Genomic DNA, 20,735 nt, shown 5'->3' on the forward strand with positions numbered 1-20,735 from the left:
ATGTTTGTAGATTTTGATACGCTTGGGCCGGATGCAAGAATATGGATTTATCAGTCTAACAGGGCTTTTACTGATCAGGAACTTGATGCTGTTTCGAACCAGTTGAGATCTTTTGTAGAGGATTGGACCCGACATGGTGATGACCTCAAGGCTTCATTTGATATCAGGTATGATCATTTTATCATCCTGGCAGTTGATGAGAACTTTACGCAGGTATCGGGTTGTTCCATTGATGCTTCCACGCACGTTTTTAAGAACTTCGAACAACAGTTCCAGGTGGAACTGCTAAATAAATTAAACACGGCATTTCGAAATGGAGACCATATCAATATAGTCTCCCTTTCTGATTTTCAACGATTTGTTCAGGAAGATAAGATCAAGCCGGATACCCTGGTTTTTAACAACATGGTTCAAAACAAAGGACAGTTAGAAAATTCCTGGGAGGTACCTGCAAATAAAAGCTGGCACAGCCGATATTTTAACTAATCTTTTTTAATTTGCAGCAACTTATTTTTTTTGAAAGATTTTTCAGAAATCCGGATAAGTTAACTACGAATATTTCATCTTAAAACGTGCTTTATGAATAAGATCATGGTGTTCCTTGCTTTGATTGTTGGTCTGACCCTCCAGGCTCAGACAGATCCTTTAAAAACGAAAGATAGTATTGCTCAGGATCAGTGGGTTGATAGTATCATGAAAACCATGAGTGTTGAGCAGAAAATTGGCCAGTTGTTCATGGTGGCCGCTTACAGTAATAAAGATGAGGCCCACGAAAAATTCATAAGTGACCTGATCACCAAACATCATATTGGTGCCTTGATTTTCTTTCAGGACCAGGCGGTAAAACAGGTGGAACTTACAAATCGCTATCAAGCTCTTTCAAAAATTCCGCTGTTGATTGGGATTGACGGAGAATGGGGGCTAAGGATGCGGCTAAAAAACACGGTAGCTTTTCCGTATAACATGGCTTTGGGGGCCATAAGAGATAATCGTCTGCTCTATGATATGGGAAAGCAAATGGGAAAGCATATGAAAAGAGAAGGAGTACATATTAATTTTGCTCCTGTGGTTGATGTAAATACGAACCCGTTAAATCCTGTGATTGGAAACAGGTCCTACGGAGAAGATGTGCAGAACGTAACGAGGAAGGCAGTTGCCTTTATGAAAGGGATACAAAGTGAGAATATCATGGCATGTGCCAAACATTTTCCGGGTCATGGGGACACCTCACAGGACTCACACAAAACATTACCTTCCGTCAATCATGACAGAGCCAGACTGGATTCTGTTGAGCTCTATCCCTACCGCGAAATTTTTAAAGAAGGAATTGGAGCAGCCATGGTAGGGCACCTTAGCGTACCTGCCCTGGAACCAAATGAATCGCTGCCCTCTTCTTTGTCTCACAACATCATTACAGGATTGTTGAAAGAAGAAATGGGATTTAAGGGGTTAGTCGTTACGGATGCATTGAATATGAAAGGTTCGACAAACTTCGCATCCTCAGAAGAAATTAACCTGCAGGCGATTCTTGCCGGAAATGATCTCCTTGACGTGCCACTTGAAGTTGCAAAATCGATAGAACTCTTTAAAAAAGCCTATTCAAAAGGCGCACTGACAAAAGAAAGACTGGATGAGTCCGTCAGAAAGATACTGAAAACAAAGTACAGGGCTGGATTGAACAATTATCAACCAATTGCAACCGATAATCTCATGAAGGACCTCAATACAATTGAGGATGACCTGATGAACCGCAGGCTCGTGGAAAGTTCGATTACCTTGGTTCAGAATAAAAACGAGGTACTTCCCGTAAGCGATCTCGAAAAGAACAGAGTAGCCTATATCAAGATCGGTAAACATAACAACCGGACTTTTGTTAAACGATTAAATGATTATACAAAAGTAGATGTGATCACGGCAAGAAGCCTTTCTGAGTATTTGAATAAGTTAAAAAACTATGAAACTGTTATTGTTGGGTTTCATACCAGTTTAGGAGCCTATGCAAATTATAAGATAGCAGACGATGAACTTGCCCTTCTTGAAGGAATAGCCGAAAAGCACAAGGTTATTTTGAATGTGTTTGCCAGCCCGTATAGCTTGCTTAAGCTGGAGTCTTATGAACATATTGACGGAATCATCGTTTCGTATCAAAACACAGCTTTGGCTCAGGACCTATCGGCCCAGATGATTTTTGGAGCACTTGATATCAAGGGAATGCTCCCGGTAAACATCAAGGATGAATTTAAGTATGGCTATGGCCTTCAATTATCTTCCATAGACCGTCTGGGATATTCCATTCCCGAGGATGTAGGTCTCGACAGGTCGAAACTGAAAAAAATTGATTCTGTTGCTGCAATGGTCATCGATTCGGCCATGGCTCCCGGGCTTCATGTTTTAGTTGCACGTCACGGTAAGGTGGTATTTAGAGAGAGTTACGGTTACTATACCTACGATCAAAAAAAAAAGGTAGACAATAACAGTGTTTATGATTTAGCCTCTGTAACCAAGATCCTGGGAGGTCTTCCCATGATCATTAAGGCAGAAGAAGATGGTAAATTTGATCTTGATTCACCATTAGGGGAGTTGATGCCCGTATTGAAAGGAAGTAACAAGGATACCGTAACGGTGCGGGAAGCCTTGTCTCATTATGCAAAGCTCAAACCCTATATCCCATATTATGAGACCATGGTTGAGGGGGATGATAATACCCCCATGGAGAAATATTTCAGTTCGAAACCTTCCTCTAAATACAGTATTAAGGTTGCTGAAAACCTCTTTTTAAGAACCGATTACCGAGACACCATTTATAAACTGATTGCTGAGGCACCACAAAGGGAGGAGCTGGAATATAAGTACAGTGGTTTACCATTTTATCTTTTTAAGGATTATCTGGAAAAGGCTTATGGCCAATCTCTGGATGAATTGAATGCGAACTATTTTTACAAACCTCTCGGGGCTACCACCCTGGTATACAACCCCTTGAATAAGATACCGAAATCGACTATTGTACCCACCGAAGATGATTCCTTCTTCAGGCATCAATTGCTTCATGGTAACGTACATGACGAAGGTGCGGCCATGATGGGTGGCGTTAGTGGAAATGCCGGACTGTTTGGAAATTCCAATGATGTGGCGAAAATGATGCAGATGTATCTTCAAAAGGGTTACTATGGAGGGAAGAGTTACTTCAAACCGGAATCTTTTGACAAGTTCAACAGAAGGTATTTCGAGGAAAAGGGAGTGAGAAGGGGCTTAGGGTTTGACAAGCCTCAATTGGATGAATCTATGGCCACATGCGGCTGCGTTTCCTTTAAAAGTTTTGGGCATAGTGGTTATACCGGTACCTATACTTTTGCAGATCCGGATTCTGGAATCGTTTATGTATTCCTTTCTAACAGAGTGTATCCAACTCGTGAAAACAATAAGCTCGGAGATGCTGATATAAGAACGGTTGTCCAGGGTTTGATCCAGGAATCCATCATGGATTAATAAACAAGGCCTAACGGGATTTTACATATAGAAATACGACCACAAAACTGAACATCAGGTAAAAATAGGCGGCAGTGCTTCCAAGAAGAAGGGATATAACTAAGGCCTGGAAAAGATAAAATAAGGGAAAAATTGTGATACCCATTGAAAACCGGTATGTCGCAATAAATTCTTCTTCTGCGATTTTGGGATAAAACTTTCGCCATATCAGTAAGGGGAAAAAGCTATTCACCTGGATCAAAGGTTTTAGCAGGTGAAAATCACTTTCAACAGATCTTTCTATTTCCTCTTCATGATGCAATTCACTAATCTTTTGATTTACCTCGTTGGGATGCAGAAATTCATCCTCTTTGAATTTAGCCGTTATTTTATCATGATGTTCGGTATTTTCAATGTGGGTAATGAGCTTTTTCATGGCATTGCTTACATCTGTTTTCAACTCAGACGATGCCCCGTTTAAAGCCGTTTCTTTATGATGATCATTGACGATGATGGGTTCGCCAAAAATCAGGTGAACACTGCTGGCATATTTCTTGGCGTTTGAATAATTAATCCCAATGGGCACAACAACAATTTCCAGGTCCGGATTGGTCTTTAAGGTGCCAAAAATAATTCGGGTGAACCCTTTGCTTAAAATTCTTAGTCTTCTTTGAATATTGTGATTTCCTTCGGGAAAAATGAGTACCGTCCCTTTGTTGTTTAAAATTTTATAACATTTCTCAAATACTTCTTCATTCCTTGAAAGACTGTTGAGCCCGTCTTTGATCCTGTAAATAGGAAGCATGTTCACAGTAGACAGCAGCCATCTGACCAGTTTTTTGTTAAATACATCTGCACGCGTTAAAAAATTTAATTCACGTGGAGAAACTGACCCGATCAAAAGGGGGTCTATCAGGGCATTTTGATGATTGGCAACAAACAGGATAGCTTTATCTTTTGGTACATTTTCTTTACCTGAGACCAGTACTCTTTTGAAATAAAAAGCAAAGCCAGTTCGAATATAGAACTTTACAAAAAGATACCAGAGTTTCTTCATCTTTTATCTTTAACCGTTTTTTCGGACCAAAAATAAGCAATCAAAAGTCCCGAGGCAATATCCCATATTGCCCAGAAGGCCACAAGCAAAGCCATCCCTCCAAGCCCGTCAAAAAAACTAAATACGAGCAGAAGCCCCAATCCGGAATTCTGTATCCCGGTTTCAATGCTGAGGGTTTTCTGATCAAGATAAGAAAGTTTGTTCAGCCTGGCGAAATAAAATCCTGTAAGCAGCAAAAGAGTGTTATGCGCAATGACTAAAAAGAAAACATAATGAATGTGTTCCATAAAAATATCCAGGTTATTGTAAAAGGCTCCTGCGATAAAGGACAGGAATATGATTATAGAAACGGGCTTTAATACCCTGGAGGCTTTGGAAGCGAAATTTGGATGATAATTCTTAATAACCATACCAAGGATCAGTGGAATTCCAAGTATCAGAAGGACAAAGCGAGCCACTTCAGTGGGGGAGACCTGAACAGATTTTAGGATTTCCTTTGTTGGCGCGTAAAAACTTCCCCAAATTGCAAAATTTAATGGTGTCATGATAAGGGCCGCAAGCGATGCAAAAGCCGTAAGGCTCACAGATAAGGCGGCATTTCCACCTGCTAATTTAGTCATGAAGTTCGAAATATTTCCACCCGGACATGCTGCAACCATGACCATTCCCAAGGCCACACTTGGGTAAGGGTTTATTAAAATAATCATTAAGAATGTAACCAGGGGAATCAATATAAACTGTGAAATAACACCGACGATAACCGGTTTGGGCGATTTTAAAAGATTCGTAAAATCCGAAACTTTTATGTCCAGTGCCACCCCGAACATCACCAGAGAAAGCGTCAGGTTCACCACCCACAAATTATCTGAATTAAAATGAATCTGAATGCTGTCTATGGAGTTTATCATTGAAATATTTTTAAGGAACTAGTTTTTGAAGGCGAAGGAAATAATGTTAGCACCCATCTGAAGGGCTTTTAACCTGACTTCAGGGGGGTCATTATGAACGGATTCATCTTCCCATCCATCGCTGAGATCACTTTCGTAATCATAAAAACAAATGAGCCTTCCTTCATAAAACAGTCCATAGCCCCTGGCTGGTTTTTTATCATGTTCATGAATCTTTGGAAGACCCTCAAAATCGTAAGATTGATGATAAATAGCATGATCAAAAGGAATTTCAATGAATTCAATTTCAGGAAAAACTTTTTTCATCTCCCTGCGAATATAACTGTCCAGACCATAATTGTCAGAAATATGAAGAAACCCGCCAGAAATAAGATAATTCCTTATATTATCGATTGCATCTTCGGAAAAATACACATTGCCATGTCCTGTCAGAAAGACAATGGGATAATTGAATAATTCCTTGCTCTGAGGTTCAACATTGTCCGGTTTTTCATCAATATTGGTTCGGATGTTTTCATTGCAGAACCGTATTAAGTTTGGGATTGCTGTTGGGTTTGCATACCAGTCTCCCCCTCCGTCATATTTTAGAATTCCAACTTCCTGGGCATAACCGATATTACAGATCATCAATAACAGAAATAAATTCTTTAGCTGTTGAAAGGGCACCAGATTTTTGTTGTTCTTAAGCTTCATGATTTGATACTTCTTCATTGAAAACGGAAACCGTATGACAGGCAACAATCCCTGCGGTTTCTGTTCTTAACCGGCTTTTTCCAAGACTGACAGGTTTGATGTCTAATTTCTGGGCCTCTTCTATTTCTCTGGGAGAAAAATCTCCTTCAGGGCCAATCAATATCAGAATTCTTTTTTTGAAAGGTAAGAAATTCCTGAGGTTTGTTTTATCCCCTTCCTCACAATGCGCAATCAAACCCAGGTCCCAGTCGCATTTCTTTATAAATTCACGAAAACCCATTGTGGGATTTAATTTGGGCAGCCTAAATTTAAGCGATTGCTTCATGGCTGAAATAATCACTTTTTCCATGCGTTCGTGCTTAATTTCTTTTCTTTCTGATCGGTCACAGCGAATGGGTGTAATTTCGTCAATTCCTATTTCAGTGGCCTTTTCCAAAAACCATTCCATTCGATCATTGAGCTTTGTTGGCGCTATTGCAACATGAAGATAATAGAGCCGTTCTCGGGGTTTTTCTTCAAAATTCCGAATTCGACCCGTACATTTTTTGTCATGAGCCTGTTCGATTTCAACTGAATATAAAAAGCCATTTCCATTTGTGATCTGAAGCAGATCCCCAGTTTTTTTTCGCAAAACTTTTACAATATGACGGCTCTCTTCCTTTGAAAAAGTTATGTATTCCTCTGAATTGGATATGTCAGGACTATAAAATAATTGCATATGGAATCTAGTGAGTGTTAAAAGTAATTAATTCCCCTCACTTTACAATCAATGATCATTTTTTAGCGATGTCCTTTCTCATGGTACATCTCCTTTTATGAATTTCGGGTTTGAAATTTTTCCAGATGAGCTGAATGTCTTTATTCTCCTCAAGTTCAGGTGTGATAATCATTTTTGAAACACCCTTTTGACTGTAGGTTTTAAAAAATTCGTCAAATACAATGGCTGTAACTCCCTTTTTCTGGTATTCGGGAGCTATCCCGATGAGGAAAAAGACAGAGGACTTGGAGTATTTTTTTGCATACAAAAGATGAAGGAATCCTGTCGGGAACAACTTTCCGTTCGCCTTTTGGAGTGCTCTGGCAAATGAAGGCATGGTTATGGAAAAGGTTACAAGCTTACCATTTTCATCAACAATGAACTTAATGTATTCGGGATTTACAAAACTTATAAACTTCTTTTTTAAATAAGCGATTTGTTTGTCGCTTACCGGAACAAAAGAAGATAATCTCGCATAAGAGGTATTAAAAAGTTCAAACATTTCTTCAACATAGGGCAGGACCTCTTTTGAAGATTTGAAATTTATGGCCTTGAGTTTATACCTCCTTTTGATCAATGAGGCATATTTCTGATATTTTTCAATATCCACGTCTTCCAGTTTGAAATTTGTTTCCAGAAATTTTTGCCCTGGAACCAGGCCTAGTTTTTTAAAATGTTCAGCATAGTATGGATAATTATACCAGGTTACCATGGTACTCAAAATATCAAATCCTTCCGTAAGGACCCCAACCTTATCCAGATTAGAGAATCCAAGAGGCCCTTCAATAAAATCAAGGTTCGCTTCTTTTCCTATTTCTTCAACTTTATCAAGTAAAGCCTTGCTCACTGACAGGTCATCGATAAAATCGATCCAGCCAAAACGCATTCGTCTGACTTTTTGCTGATTGACTTCAAGATTATTGATAATTGCGGCTACCCTTCCAACGATCTCCTCACCTTTCATCGCAAGAAAAAATCGAGCATCAGCATGTTCAAAAACAGGGTTGGTAGCTTTGTCAAAACTGGCTACTTCCTGGTTAATGATAGGCGGTACCCAGTAGGGATTTCCCTTGTATAATCTAAATGGGAATTTTACAAATTCCTTGAGCTCCTGATTTGTCGAAATCTCCTTAATTTGAATCATTCGGCAAAATTAGTGGATTTCTAATTTTTATCCTGATTTTTTTTGGGCTTTTTCTCGTTGTTTTCTTTCTTTTTCGGCTTGTTTACTCGCCTTTTTTCTGGCTTTCTGAGCTTTTTTATTCACGGGAGCCTGCAGTTCTCTGGTTTTTACTTTTGCACTTTTAACCTCTCTCATCTTGCCATTATTGGAAGATTTGTTCCCGGCAAACAGGCCAAAAGTAATGGTATCAAAGAAACTTTTCTTTTGTTTAGGAACATTGATTTCGTCGTTTTCAGGCTTGGTCACAATAACCTGGTCTTTGTGTTTATCCAGCCTCCAGGAAACGCCACCGCCGAATAAATAGGTGTTGTCCCCTCTGGAGTCTACTATGATACGGCCCGAAAAATCAACTTGCATGTTCGGATTGACCAGGTAAGCACCTCCGGCTCCGAATTGAAAATCATTGGGAACATTTTTTCTGAAAAACCCTTGATTTTCACCAAAAATCGACCAGTTTTCAAATAAGGAATAGGTCACGGTAATGATATATGAATTTTCGGCTTCATTGGTAAAAGCCTTGTCGGCAATAAAATTAAGAAGAACGATCAGTCGTTCTGAAAGATCGTTTTGGGTATAAATGGCAAATCTTGGGCTGATTCCTTCAGGGTTCTTATGAAGGTCCGTCAGTAAGTTTGTATTCAGCCCGGCATAGACGCCAACAGCAGGTATAAGCCTTTTTTTATCAAAACTATGTCTGGCCTTCCAGCTGCGTATCTCTTTTGATTTATCCGCGTATTCTGGTTTGTAAACAAGGTATTTTGCTCCAAGGGTAAGTTTACTGAATCCGAAGCCGGAATCACTGTAAACTGCCGGCCTGGTGTAATCTCTGTTTTCACTGACCACTGCCATGTCCAGATTAAATTCAAGCTTTTCGAAGAACTGTCCCGTTCTTAGCATGATATCCGAACCAAAACTTGATGAACTATAAGTAATGGTTTGTTCCAGGATTGGATCCCAATACTCGAATCTCCCTACATTTTTATAAAATAATCCACCCTCAACCTGATATACCTTGGTACCTACGCTATAGGGACTATCCGAAAATCCAGGCCGTCGGGAATTGATGACCTCTGTGTATTGTGCATGGCAGATTTGTGTCAAAAGTATGACAAGTAGGGAGCTAAGAAAAGATTTCATGTTCAACTTAATATATGATCAAAAGTAAGTTTTCAATATATAAACGCTCAAGTTGCCTGCAAATTGTTATTTTTGAAAATTAAATTTTATAATTATGCAGGAGGCTTCAATTCAGGGTTTATGGTTCATTTTGTTCCTGATTCTTGGGTATTATGCTTTCAGGTGGCTGGCACGGGTTTTACTGCCCGTTTTGATGCAGAAAGCGGTACGGAATTTTGAAAAAAAAGCGAGAGAACAACAAGGGTATTCAAATCATAATGATAATATTCGGGAAGGTGAAACGATCATCGATAAAAAACCGGTTAAACAAAGAGAAAGCAATAAAGATGTTGGCGAATATATTGACTTCGAAGAGGTTGATGAATGATAGGCTGGTTGTCATATTTAAATAGAAATAAGCTTAGTTTATGAATATCAAGAAATTCCTGCCGTTTCTTATCCCGATTTTGAGTTTTGTGGTAATTGCCCTGGCGTATTTTTCTCCGGTTCTTGAAGGAAAGGAACTTTACCAATCTGATATTGCACAATTCAGGGGGATGTCAAAGGAGGTCAAGGAACACAGAGCTGAGTTTCAAGAAGAACCTTATTGGACAAACAGAGCATTTGGAGGGATGCCTACCTATCAGTTAAGTACTTACTATCCGCATGATTATGTTAAAAAAGTGGATAGTTTGCTGCGATTTTTACCCAGGCCTGCCGACTATTTGTTTTTGTATTTTCTGGGATTTTTTGTTTTGTTATCTGTTCTGAAAGTGGAATGGAAATTGGCCTTTATAGGAGCGTTGGGCTTTGGTTTTTCTACCTATCTTATCATCATTCTGGGTGTCGGACATAATGCCAAGGCTCATGCAATAGCCTACATGCCAATGGTATTGGCCGGATTGCTTCTGGTTTTCGATAAAAAATATTTGCAAGGATTTATCCTTACAGCGGCAGCCATGGCATTGGAAATTAATGCGAGTCACCCTCAAATGACCTATTATCTGCTTTTTGCCGTACTGATCTTTGGGATCATTTATCTGATAGAAGCCTATAAGGAAAGAAAGTTGCCAGAATTTGCAGGACAAATAGGATTACTAATGGTTGCGGTAGTTTTGGCCGTTGGAGTAAATGCAACGAGTTTACTGGCAACCAAGGAATATGCGGACCATAGCACGAGGAGCCGAAGTGAATTAACCATTAATCCTGATGGCAGCCCAAAGGAGATCAGTTCAGGGCTTTCGAGAGAATATATTACGCAATACAGTTTTGGGTTTCTGGAAACTTTTGACCTTTTTATCCCTCGTTTTATGGGAGGGTCCAATAATGAAAAATTAGACAAGGAGAGTTATACGTACAGATTCTTGAAGGATAAGGCTGGGAGAAAACAGGCACTTAATTTTGCGGAAAATGCACCAATGTACTGGGGAGATCAGCCTATAGTAGCAGCTCCGCCTTACTTAGGTTCGGTTTTGATTTTCCTTTTTGTGCTCGGTGCCATTTTAATAAAGGGTCCGATGAAGAAATGGTTAATTGCAGTTACTGTATTTTCCATTGTTTTGAGTTGGGGGAAGAATTTCAGTTTAATAACGAATTTCTTTATTGATTACGTTCCGCTATACAATAAGTTCAGGGCAGTTTCTTCAATACAGGTTATAGCTGAACTGGCTGTTCCGCTTCTTGCCATTTTGGGATTACAAAAATTTTTAAGTGAGAATACAAAGAAGGAAGAACGCTTAAAGGCCTTTAAATGGGCAGGGATTTCAGTGGCAGGTCTGGCTCTGTTCTTTACCGCCTTTGGAGCTAATTTATTCTCGTTTGAAAGCTTTAGAGATCCTGGTTATGAAAATATGCTGGCAGGATTATCGGATATTTTGATAGAAGACAGAAGAACCATCTTCTTTCAGGACAGTTTGCGATCCTTGGTCTATGTGGTCATAACAGCCTGTTTGTTATGGTTGTTTCTAACGGATAAAATTAAACGGAATGTTGTCATTGGAGGGATTTTGATACTTGTTGTTGTTGACCTGGTTGTTGTGGATCAGCGTTATGTCAACAATGATGATTTTATAACAAAATCAAGGCTTGAGAAGCCTTTTGATTTAAGCCCCATGCAATCTGAGATCTTAAAGGATAAAGGGCATTACAGGGTCCTCAATTTTATGGTGGATCCTCTGAATGACGGAAGTACTTCATTTTTTCATAATTCAATCGGTGGATATCACGCTGCCAAGCCCAGAAGGTATCAGGAACTTTATGAGTTTCAGATTGCGAGAAATAATATCGAGGTTTTAAACATGCTCAACACCAAGTATTTTATTTTTCCGGGCGAGAATAATGTTGAGAATGTTCAGTTGAATCAGGAGGCCAACGGGAATGCCTGGTTTGTTGACCAGATTGAATTTGTTGATACTGCCAATGAAGAAATAAGAGCTCTGGACAGTCTTGATACTGAGAAAGGAGTTGTGCTGACCAGAGATTTTGAGCCCGTCTTGGAGGGGAGAAGCTTTGTTAAAGACAGCACGGACAGTATTGTACTGGCCTCTTATAAAGCGAATGAAATGGTCTATGAAACAAATACCTCGTCTGATCAATTGGCTGTATTTTCTGAAATCTACTACAAAGATGGTTGGAGTGCCTATGTGGATGGAGAGCTTATTCCTCATATGAGGGCAAACTATGTGTTACGTGCAGCTGTTATTCCTGCCGGGAACCATACACTTGTATTTAAATTTGAACCAAAGGTAATTCATACAGGTAGTATCATTTCGCTTGTTTCCTACGGATTGTTATTGCTTATACCTTTGGGATGGTATTTGAAAGCCAGGAAATCTAAGAAAGGGCCAACAGATAAAGAGGGACCAACAGATAAAGAAGGACCAACAGAAAAAAATGAGTCAATTCAAGTCATATAAAACGATGCCAAAGAAAAGGTATGAGCATACCTTGGAATTTTTGCAATCTGTTCTTCCGGCCCCGGCGACAATTCTTGATCTGGGCGTTAGAAATGAGCTTAGTGAAATTTTGGAAGCGCATGGCTATAAGGTGTACAACACAAAAGGCGAGGACCTGGACTTTGATTATGCCCATGTGAACAAGTACGAGGTCGATGCGGTTACAGCCTTTGAAATTTTTGAGCACCTGATTGCTCCGTTTAATGTTCTAAATACAATTAAGGCGTCAAAATTGATAACTACTGTTCCTTTGAAATTATGGTTTGCATCTGCCTACAGAAGCAAAACCGATAAATGGGACCGGCATTTTCATGAATTTGAAGACTGGCAGTTTGACTGGCTTTTGGAGAAATCGGGCTGGAAGATAAAAAAATATGAAAAATGGTCAAGCCCCGTCAATAAGATTGGATTCAGGCCCATACTAAGAAGGTTCACTCCTCGGTACTACGCGGTATATGCTGAAAGATAGTTGAATTAAAAATGAAAATTGGAATGATTTTAGACAAGCCCTTTCCACCCGATCCTCGGGTTGAGAATGAGGCTTTGGCTTTGATTGATTCAGGATATGAAGTCTATTTGTTTTGTCTTTCTTATCAGAAGGAGGCTGAGAGTGAGTCCTATAAAGGAATTCAAATAAAAAGATATTCAAGCAGCAGGATGGAATATAAATTTTCGGCTCTGTCTTATACGCTTCCCTTTTATCGTATGAGCCTTTCAAAGAAGATCCGGAATTTTCTGGAAGTTAATGAAATTGGTGTGATTCATATTCATGATATGGTAGCAGGAGAAGCCGTTTTGTCGGCAAATACAGGCCTAAACCTTCCGGTAATTTTAGACCTTCATGAGAATCGCCCTGAAATTATGAAGTACTATCCTCATCTGAATAAGTTTCCTGGAAACCTGCTTATTTCTCCTGGAAAATGGAGAAAAAAAGAAGGGGAACTGGTGAAAAAGGTTACAAAAACCATAGTTGTAACAGATGAGTCAAAAAAGGAATTGACAGAGCGGTTGGGAATTTCTTCTGATCGCGTCGCTGTGGTTCCTAATACGGTAAAAGAAGGCTTCTATCAGGATTATGTCCTGGATGGTTCAATTGTGAAAAGGTACGAAGGTAAATTCGTAATCCTTTATCTTGGGGATACGGGCCTTCGCCGTGGATTATTATCTGTCATCGAGGCGGTGGCAAATATTGTACATGGTCAACATTTAAAGCAAAAATTAAAGCTGGTTATCGTGGGTAGTAATTCCACGGATCAGATTTTAAAAAATAAGGTGGAAGAACTGGGAATTCAGGAATATGTCGATTTTGAAGGATGGCAGGAACCCAATACCTTTCAAAGTTATTTAAAAGTGGCACGGATAGGAGTCTCACCATTGCACAGGAACCTTCATCATGATACAACCTATGCCAATAAATTGTTTCAGTATATGAGTTTTGGGGTGCCCGTTGTTGCAAGTGATGCGAAAGCTCAAAAGCATCTGGTGGAAAGAGCAAAGAGCGGACTTATCCATAAGGAAAAGGATATAAAAGATTTAGAAGAAAAAATAAGACAGCTTTTAAAAAATGATGACCTTGCGAGCGAATTGGGAAGCAACGGTCAAAAGTTCATCAAGAACAAATTTTCATGGGAAATGGTCTCGAGTGAACTGAAGAACTTATATTTGGAATTTGAATCATCTTGAAAGCACTGTTGATCACATATTATTGGCCACCTGCCGGCGGAAGCGGAGTTCAGAGGTGGCTTAAGTTTGTCAAATACCTGCCTGAATTTGGGATTGAACCCGTTGTTTATACCGTTAAGGATGCCAATTATGCCATTACAGATGCGAGTTTGACTGAAGAGGTTTCACCCAAAGTAAAAGTGATTAAAGAACCGATCTGGGAGCCTAACGATTTATTAACCAAGTTAGGTAATCAGGAGAAACAAGTGAGTGCAGGATTCCTGAGTAGTAAGCCATCTTTTGTTGGACGACAGATACAGTATATACGAGCAAATTATTTCATTCCGGATGCTCGAAAATATTGGATAAAACCATCGGTTAAAAGATTGTTGAACTACATGGCGAAGCAGTCCATAGATGTCGTTGTCACCTCCGGCCCTCCTCATAGCCTTCATTTGATTGGGAAGGAATTAAAGGAGAAAACAGGTGTAAAGTGGATCGCCGATTTTCGGGACCCCTGGACAAACATAGATTATTTCCATGCCCTTCCCATGACAAAAAAATCTAAAAACAAGCACTATAAACTCGAAAATGAAGTCTTGAAAAAAGCGGATGCCATAGTCGTAGTCGGTGCCTCAATGAAGAAGGAATTTGACGATCGCAATAAAAACGTACATATAATTACAAACGGTTTTGATGGAAAAATTGCGAGTGGCCAGGATAAGCTTGACAAGAAATTCAGTATTTCGCACATTGGAATGATGAACGCTGACAGAAATCCATTGATCCTTTGGGGAGTTCTAAAAGAACTGATCGTGGAATCTCCTGATTTTGCCAAAGACCTGCAGGTTAAACTAATTGGTCAATGTGATAAGTCCGTTTTTGATAGTATTCAATCGGAAGGACTCACGGAATCGGTAAACTTTATTTCTTATTTACCGCATAAAGAAGTGATGAATTATCAAAAAATGTCCCAAATATTGTTACTATCCGTAAATAAGGTTCCCTCGGCGAGATCAATTATCACAGGAAAGGTTTTTGAATACCTACAGAGTAACAGGCCCATCCTGGCAATAGGGCCCCTTGACGGGGATCTGGCGGATATAATAAATGATTCAGGGAGTGGCATAATGATTGATTTTGAGGATGCAAAAGGACTTAAAGAATACATTCAGGCTTGCTATAAGAAGTTCAAATCAAATAAATTAAAGGTCAGATCGGAGCATATTGATCGGTATCACAGGAGGAACCTTACCGAGAAACTGGCAGGGCTCATAAAAACAGTTTAGGGATTTCTATTAAATGGAAGAACGAATAACAAGGTCAATTCAAAGATGAAGAAAATAGTTAGCATATTGGGAGCCAGGCCACAGTTTATAAAGGCTGCTGTGTTAAGCCGAATCATAAGAGAACAAGGGGAGTTTGCAGAGGTAATTATTCATACCGGTCAGCATTTTGATCAAAATATGAGTGATGTCTTTTTTGATGAAATGGACATTCCAAAGCCTCAGTACAACCTTGAGGTGAATAATCTTGGCCATGGAGCAATGACAGGAAGAATGCTTGAGGGAATTGAAGAAATTCTTTTAAAAGAAAATCCCGATTTGGTTGTGGTTTATGGTGATACAAATTCTACACTTGCCGGGGCTCTTGCCGCAAAGAAACTCGGTGTCCCGGTTGCTCATGTAGAAGCAGGGCTTAGATCATTTAATATGGAAATGCCCGAAGAGGTGAACAGGATCCTTACGGATCGAATCTCTGATCTTTTGATGTGTCCAACCCAGTCCTCTGTCGCCAACTTAAAATCGGAAGGTTTTGATCATTTTGATGCAGATATAGTTTTATCTGGTGATATTATGAAGGATTCAGTAGCGTATTACAGTGGGATGTCTTCCCAAAAATCGACTTTAATGGATCAATTATCCCTTGAAGGCAATAGTTTTGTACTGGCTACTGTGCACAGACAAGAGAATACGGATGATGTTGAAAATCTGGAGTCCATTATAACAGGCCTCAATGAGATTTCTAAATCTACCAAGGTAGTCCTGCCTATGCATCCTAGAACCAAGGCGGCAATGAGAAAATTTGGATTAAGTTTTGAGGGTTTGACCACAGATCCGTTAGGATATTTTGATATGCTTGAGCTATTAAAGCATTGCGAAATGGTCATCACAGATAGCGGAGGACTGCAGAAAGAGGCTTATTTTAATCAAAAGCCTTGCATTATTGTACGAGAGGAAACCGAATGGGTAGAATTGGTCAGGAATCATTATGCTTCGCTCACCGGAGCAAAGGCTGGTAAAATAAAAGAGGCCTACAGTCTCTTCAAAGAAAACAAACCTGTTTTTGATCCAGGTCTTTATGGGGAAAATGCAGGAAAAACCATCTATCTGGTTATTAAAGGGTTTCTTCAGAATAAATAATCCAGATGCTGGGTTTTACCTTTTATGATTCAAGATCATCAAGGGTTTCAGTCAGGCACCTCTTAATGGTTTTGAGGGTCGATTTAAAACAGTATAAACTTATCTCAATATTTACTCTATTCCATTCTTTCTGAATACCTGTAACCGCAATCATTGCAATTTGTAAACTAATAAATTGAATCTATCAATTCTAATTACATATGTAAATAAATATTCAAGTAAAAGTTATAAATTATAATTAATAATAAATTATTATTTACGTATTGAAATATTTAATTCATATTTGCAACCTAATTAATAATTAAAAGAGAAGATACGATGTGTGGAATAGTTTGTGCATTTGATTTAAAGGAAAAGGCAGAGGTTTTGAGGCCTCAATTGTTGGAAATGTCTAAGAGGATTCGTCACAGAGGTCCGGACTGGAGTGGGATATATAGTAATGACAAGGCTATTCTTGCTCATGAAAGACTCGCGATTGTTGATCCGGCTTCAGGAAAGCAACCTTTATACAGTGAAGATAAAAAACTGGTATTAGCTGCAAACGGTGAGATATATAATCACAGGGAATTACGTGAGCAGTTTGCCAAAGATTATAATTTTCAGACGGAGTCAGATTGTGAGATCATCCTGGCTTTATATCAGAAAAAGGGAGTTGATTTTATTGATGATATGAATGGTATCTTCGGTTTTGCGCTATATGATGTAGAGAAAGATGAGTATTTTATTGCCCGTGATCATATTGGAATTATTCCATTGTACATAGGTTGGGATGCAAACGGAACCTTTTTTGTAGCCTCTGAGCTAAAAGCTCTTGAAGGAGTTTGTACCAAAATAGAATTGTTTCCTCCCGGATATTATTTATCAAGTAAGGATGGTGAATTGACCCGGTGGTATGACCGTGACTGGACGGAGTACGAAGCAGTAAAAGAAAATCAGACGAGCATCGATGAACTTCACGATGCCTTGGAAGCGGCGGTTCACAGACAATTGATGAGTGACGTACCTTATGGTGTTTTACTTTCCGGAGGTCTCGATTCTTCCGTTACATCAGCCCTTGCAAAAAAGTATGCCGATAAACGAGTTGAGTCAGGGGATACTCAGGAAGCCTGGTGGCCGAGACTTCATTCTTTTTCTGTAGGCCTGGAAGGATCTCCGGATCTTGCGGCGGCTCAGAAAGTAGCAGATCATATTGGAACGGTGCATCATGAGATCAAATTCACAATTCAGGAAGGACTTGATGCTGTGCGCGACGTGATATATAACCTTGAAACTTATGATATTACAACGATTCGTGCTTCGACTCCAATGTATCTGATGGCAAGAGTAATCAAATCCATGGGGGTAAAAATGGTACTTTCAGGAGAAGGTGCTGATGAGTTATTTGGCGGGTACTTATATTTTCACAAGGCGCCTAGCGCTGAAGAGTTTCATAAAGAAACGGTAAGAAAACTTGACAAGTTACATATGTATGACTGTTTAAGGGCTAACAAATCTCTGGCTGCCTGGGGTATTGAAGGTCGTGTTCCATTTTTGGACAAGGAGTTTATGGATGTTGCCATGCGTTTGAATCCCGAGGATAAAATGATCAACGGTGAGCGAATGGAAAAATGGGTGGTAAGGAAAGCATTTGAAAAATACCTTCCGGAAAGTGTAGCCTGGAGGCAGAAAGAGCAATTTTCTGATGGAGTAGGGTATAGCTGGATTGACACTTTAAAGGAAATTGTGGAGCAGGAAGTGTCCGATGAGCAACTGGCCAATGCCAAATATAAGTTCCCTATTCAGACACCGACCAGTAAAGAAGAATTCTATTACAGAAGTATCTTTGCAGAGCACTTCCCGTCTGATACTGCCGCGCTATGTGTGCCTCAGGAAGCCTCTGTTGCCTGTAGTACAAAGATCGCCCTGGAATGGGATGAGAGCTTTAAAAACATGAACGACCCTTCAGGAAGAGCCGTTGCTAATGTTCATGAAGAAGCCTATGAAAAAGATGAGGCAAGTGTGTAATCGATTTTAGAACTCAATCATGATTCCTATTGAAGGTAACACCGTTCCTGTTGTGTTTTCAATCTCTCTGACCAGGTAACGCTCAGGATCTGCAGGATCTTCAATAGGATCACCATTTTCATCTCTTACCACATCAAGAAAAGGCTGAGTTTCTGTTTTAAAGTTGTAAATATTCTGAATATCGAGATAGGCATTTAATGCCCATTTTTTGAAATACCATCTTTTGTCTACCCTTAGGTCAAGACCGTGTGAATTTCCATTTCTTTCGGTGTTTAAAAGATCCCAGTCATTGATTCCCCTTTGGGTTACGTCCCATATTTCTTTTCTTGAAGATTGCTCAATGTCATAAGGAGTGTAGGGCGAGCCTCCTAAAAACCGGAATTTCGCTCCAAGTTCCCAGTTTTTCCGTAATTTTTTACCAGCTGTTACATTGAGAACGTGTCTGTTGTCCCAGGATGAGGCCACATAATCTCCGTTTTTGTCTTCAAATTCGCTTCTGACGAATGTATAAGAGATCAAACCATATACTGAGGAGCTGAGCTTTTGCTGCAGGAAAAATTCAATTCCGTAGCTCCTACCAACCGAGGTAGGGATAGCCGGTTCATTTCCAATCACGCCAAAATCACCACCAAGATTAGCTAAAGAGATGCTGTCATTTGTTAAAAAAGGATAGTTATCATATTTTTTATAGAAGCCTTCAACTGTGATCTTTGAGTATTTGGTAGGATTGTATTCCACACCTCCCACAAAATGATCACTTTGTATATAGGTAATGCCGTTTTCTTTATTGACGAGATTTCCGTCATTATCTCTATATCCCATTACCGTATAGGCAGGCAATTGGTAATAACGACCCAAATTGAAGCTTGCCGCGAACTTTTCTGTAATTTGATAAGAGGCTGAAAAACGAGGAGATAACTGATCCAAAAAGTTAGACATCTCATCCGAATAGCTGTTCGCGTCAGTTCTGATGCCGAAAGACAACGAGAGCCTTTCGCTAAAAAAGGCCTTGCTGATCTGTGTGAATAATTCGTATTTCTGCATGCTGAATTCCGAATCAAAATCAATGATCTGTACCTCTCCGTTAATTGCTTTTTTGTTGAATGTAGAATTCTTGTACACTACATGCTGGAATCCTGCTCCAATGTTCCAGTTCCACCCGTTTTTTCTTTTTGTGCTTTCAACCCTGAGCTTATTTTCTATTTCTTCTGAACTGTAGTCATACAGTAATTCTTCAGGGATCTCTATATTATCCCTGTACTTAACGGCTTTGTTATTTAAATGGTTACGACTTATAACCACATTCTGAAAACTGTTTTTTGAAAAATGTTTCCAATTGGCTCCAATGGCATAGTTCCATTGGCTGTTAACCGGCAGGTTACCAAGAATGTAATTATTTCGATCTATGGTTTCCTGATCAGTTTCACCGTCATTTACATCTTCATTCAATTCAAAATCATCTATAGCTCCCAAGCCCACGAGAGTTAGCTGGTTCTTTTCGTCAAGTTCAAAGAAGTGTTTGTATTGAAAATCATTATATGTGGGTAAGAATGGAAGTTTTAAAGCCTGAAACAAAAACTGTAAATATGATCTTCTGGCCGATAAAATAAACGAAGAATTCTCTCCTGTGGGACCATTTAAGGTCAACCCGATATCACTTGAACCCACCATAAAGCTGCCTCCGAATTTCTCTCTGTTTCCCGTGATCTGCTGAAACTCCATTACGGAACTCATGGTGTTCCCTCTGTTTGCTGGAAATGCTCCTGAGTAAAAATCAACGTCTCTAATAAAATTGACATTAATCATCCCTACCGGGCCTCCGGAAGACCCTTGCGTAGCAAAGTGGTTTATATTTGGAATTTCTATACCATCCAGGTAGAATCTGTTTTCATTCGGGGCTCCGCCTCTAACAATAATATCATTTCGGAAAGATACGGTGGTTGCGACCCCGGGAAGGATCTGTATCACTTTTGAGATGTCTCTGTTGGAACCTGGGTTTCTGTAAATTTCAGTCGCGCCGATGGTCTGTTTGCTCAGAGGGCTTACCTGAGATTTTTCAATTCTGTTGGTCTGTATAACGACCTGATCCAGTAAGGCGCTTTCTTCTGTTAAGGCAATGTCAATCTCGGTTGTTGCGGTTGATCCAACAATGATTTCATACACATATACGGTTGTGAATCCTACAAAGCTGCAAATGAGGTTATACGTTCCTGGCTGGATTTCATCCAACTGGTAGTTACCGTTTTCATCTGATGTGGCTCCGATCTGAGTGCCTTCCAGAATGATATTGGCAAAGGGTATACTTTCATTGTTTATTTCATTGTAAACCCTTCCTTTGATCGATCCGGTCTGTGCAACCATATTGATACAAAAAAGCAGGGCAAATGAAAGAAAAAAAAGTTTTTTTATGAACACGAGCAAAAGTTTTATTAAAGGTAATGAGAAAAGGCTTCAGTTTAAATCATTATGTAAGAAGAATGGACCGATGATTGCAATAACCATCGATCCACGCA

16 protein-coding genes are annotated in these 20,735 nt (G+C 39.6%); 9 read left to right on the top strand and 7 right to left on the bottom strand.

The window, feature by feature from the left end:
- A complete protein-coding gene (locus LCM02_RS15070) occupies window positions 1-486 on the top strand; it encodes an ABC transporter ATPase (protein ID WP_224931850.1) in 486 nt (161 codons plus the stop codon).
- Window positions 487-579: 93 nt separating this feature from the next.
- Window positions 580-3,486 carry a glycoside hydrolase family 3 N-terminal domain-containing protein gene (locus tag LCM02_RS15075; RefSeq protein ID WP_224931852.1) on the top strand — a complete coding sequence of 969 codons (2,907 nt, stop codon included), beginning with the start codon at window positions 580-582 and terminating at the stop codon, window positions 3,484-3,486.
- Between the two features lie 10 nt (window positions 3,487-3,496).
- Here LCM02_RS15075 and LCM02_RS15080 read toward each other — a convergent pair whose 3' ends face one another.
- From LCM02_RS15080 to LCM02_RS15105, 6 genes are read right to left on the bottom strand one after another with little or no spacing between them, the layout of a single operon-like run.
- The gene (locus LCM02_RS15080) at window positions 3,497-4,522 is read right to left on the bottom strand and encodes a lysophospholipid acyltransferase family protein (RefSeq protein ID WP_224931854.1); all 1,026 of its coding nucleotides are present in this window, start codon (window positions 4,520-4,522) and stop codon (window positions 3,497-3,499) included.
- Window positions 4,519-5,430, bottom strand: a complete 912-nt coding sequence (locus LCM02_RS15085; RefSeq protein WP_224931856.1) for a bile acid:sodium symporter family protein — start codon at window positions 5,428-5,430, stop codon at window positions 4,519-4,521. The genes LCM02_RS15080 and LCM02_RS15085 overlap by 4 nt, the downstream gene beginning before the upstream one ends.
- 18 nt (window positions 5,431-5,448) lie before the next feature.
- Complete coding sequence (locus tag LCM02_RS15090; protein WP_394369949.1) at window positions 5,449-6,123, bottom strand: DUF4159 domain-containing protein; 675 nt, start codon at window positions 6,121-6,123, stop codon at window positions 5,449-5,451.
- The gene (locus tag LCM02_RS15095) at window positions 6,113-6,841 is read right to left on the bottom strand and encodes a 16S rRNA (uracil(1498)-N(3))-methyltransferase (RefSeq protein ID WP_224931858.1); all 729 of its coding nucleotides are present in this window, start codon (window positions 6,839-6,841) and stop codon (window positions 6,113-6,115) included. Before LCM02_RS15095 ends, LCM02_RS15090 begins: the two co-directional genes overlap by 11 nt.
- 55 nt (window positions 6,842-6,896) lie before the next feature.
- Window positions 6,897-8,024: a GTP cyclohydrolase gene (locus LCM02_RS15100; protein ID WP_224931861.1), complete on the bottom strand. Its 1,128-nt coding sequence runs from the start codon at window positions 8,022-8,024 to the stop codon at window positions 6,897-6,899.
- A 27-nt stretch (window positions 8,025-8,051) separates the two neighbouring features.
- Window positions 8,052-9,200 (bottom strand): transporter, encoded by a 1,149-nt coding sequence (locus tag LCM02_RS15105; RefSeq protein WP_224931863.1) that lies wholly within the window; start codon window positions 9,198-9,200, stop codon window positions 8,052-8,054.
- Window positions 9,201-9,294: 94 nt separating this feature from the next.
- Between LCM02_RS15105 and LCM02_RS15110 the strand changes: the two genes are divergently transcribed.
- The 7 genes from LCM02_RS15110 (at window position 9,295) to asnB (ending at window position 18,222) form a co-directional block, all read left to right on the top strand.
- Window positions 9,295-9,567, top strand: coding sequence for a DUF4834 family protein (locus LCM02_RS15110; protein ID WP_224931865.1), 273 nt, complete (start codon window positions 9,295-9,297; stop codon window positions 9,565-9,567).
- Between the two features lie 40 nt (window positions 9,568-9,607).
- Window positions 9,608-12,094, top strand: coding sequence for a YfhO family protein (locus LCM02_RS15115; RefSeq protein ID WP_224931867.1), 2,487 nt, complete (start codon window positions 9,608-9,610; stop codon window positions 12,092-12,094).
- Window positions 12,072-12,602 carry a methyltransferase domain-containing protein gene (locus tag LCM02_RS15120; RefSeq protein WP_224931869.1) on the top strand — a complete coding sequence of 177 codons (531 nt, stop codon included), beginning with the start codon at window positions 12,072-12,074 and terminating at the stop codon, window positions 12,600-12,602. The genes LCM02_RS15115 and LCM02_RS15120 overlap by 23 nt, the downstream gene beginning before the upstream one ends.
- 23 nt (window positions 12,603-12,625) lie before the next feature.
- Entirely contained in the window at window positions 12,626-13,816 is a 1,191-nt protein-coding gene (locus LCM02_RS15125) for a glycosyltransferase family 4 protein (protein WP_224931871.1), read from the top strand.
- Window positions 13,813-15,084 (top strand): glycosyltransferase, encoded by a 1,272-nt coding sequence (locus LCM02_RS15130; protein WP_224931872.1) that lies wholly within the window; start codon window positions 13,813-13,815, stop codon window positions 15,082-15,084. Before LCM02_RS15125 ends, LCM02_RS15130 begins: the two co-directional genes overlap by 4 nt.
- Window positions 15,085-15,129: 45 nt before the next feature.
- A complete protein-coding gene (wecB, locus tag LCM02_RS15135; protein ID WP_224931874.1) occupies window positions 15,130-16,218 on the top strand; it encodes a non-hydrolyzing UDP-N-acetylglucosamine 2-epimerase in 1,089 nt (362 codons plus the stop codon).
- Between the two features lie 318 nt (window positions 16,219-16,536).
- Complete coding sequence (gene asnB / locus LCM02_RS15140; protein ID WP_224931876.1) at window positions 16,537-18,222, top strand: asparagine synthase B; 1,686 nt, start codon at window positions 16,537-16,539, stop codon at window positions 18,220-18,222.
- A 6-nt stretch (window positions 18,223-18,228) separates the two neighbouring features.
- On the opposite strand, the gene LCM02_RS15145 is transcribed toward asnB, so the two are convergent.
- Window positions 18,229-20,637: a TonB-dependent receptor gene (locus tag LCM02_RS15145; protein WP_224931878.1), complete on the bottom strand. Its 2,409-nt coding sequence runs from the start codon at window positions 20,635-20,637 to the stop codon at window positions 18,229-18,231.
- Window positions 20,638-20,735 lie beyond the last annotated feature (98 nt).

It is taken from the genome of Lutimonas saemankumensis, assembly GCF_020171465.1.
GTDB lineage: Bacteria > Bacteroidota > Bacteroidia > Flavobacteriales > Flavobacteriaceae > Lutimonas > Lutimonas saemankumensis.

Bases quoted from the DNA above. Each gene is read 5' to 3' on its own strand.
- LCM02_RS15070 (WP_224931850.1), top strand. From the start codon at position 1: ATGTTTGTAGATTTTGATACGCTTGGGCCGGATGCAAGAATATGGATT.
- LCM02_RS15075 (WP_224931852.1), top strand. From the start codon at position 580: ATGAATAAGATCATGGTGTTCCTTGCTTTGATTGTTGGTCTGACCCTC.
- LCM02_RS15080 (WP_224931854.1), bottom strand. From the start codon at position 4,522: ATGAAGAAACTCTGGTATCTTTTTGTAAAGTTCTATATTCGAACTGGC.
- LCM02_RS15085 (WP_224931856.1), bottom strand. From the start codon at position 5,430: ATGATAAACTCCATAGACAGCATTCAGATTCATTTTAATTCAGATAAT.
- LCM02_RS15090 (WP_394369949.1), bottom strand. From the start codon at position 6,123: ATGAAGCTTAAGAACAACAAAAATCTGGTGCCCTTTCAACAGCTAAAG.
- LCM02_RS15095 (WP_224931858.1), bottom strand. From the start codon at position 6,841: ATGCAATTATTTTATAGTCCTGACATATCCAATTCAGAGGAATACATA.
- LCM02_RS15100 (WP_224931861.1), bottom strand. From the start codon at position 8,024: ATGATTCAAATTAAGGAGATTTCGACAAATCAGGAGCTCAAGGAATTT.
- LCM02_RS15105 (WP_224931863.1), bottom strand. From the start codon at position 9,200: ATGAAATCTTTTCTTAGCTCCCTACTTGTCATACTTTTGACACAAATC.
- LCM02_RS15110 (WP_224931865.1), top strand. From the start codon at position 9,295: ATGCAGGAGGCTTCAATTCAGGGTTTATGGTTCATTTTGTTCCTGATT.
- LCM02_RS15115 (WP_224931867.1), top strand. From the start codon at position 9,608: ATGAATATCAAGAAATTCCTGCCGTTTCTTATCCCGATTTTGAGTTTT.
- LCM02_RS15120 (WP_224931869.1), top strand. From the start codon at position 12,072: ATGAGTCAATTCAAGTCATATAAAACGATGCCAAAGAAAAGGTATGAG.
- LCM02_RS15125 (WP_224931871.1), top strand. From the start codon at position 12,626: ATGATTTTAGACAAGCCCTTTCCACCCGATCCTCGGGTTGAGAATGAG.
- wecB (WP_224931874.1), top strand. From the start codon at position 15,130: ATGAAGAAAATAGTTAGCATATTGGGAGCCAGGCCACAGTTTATAAAG.
- asnB (WP_224931876.1), top strand. From the start codon at position 16,537: ATGTGTGGAATAGTTTGTGCATTTGATTTAAAGGAAAAGGCAGAGGTT.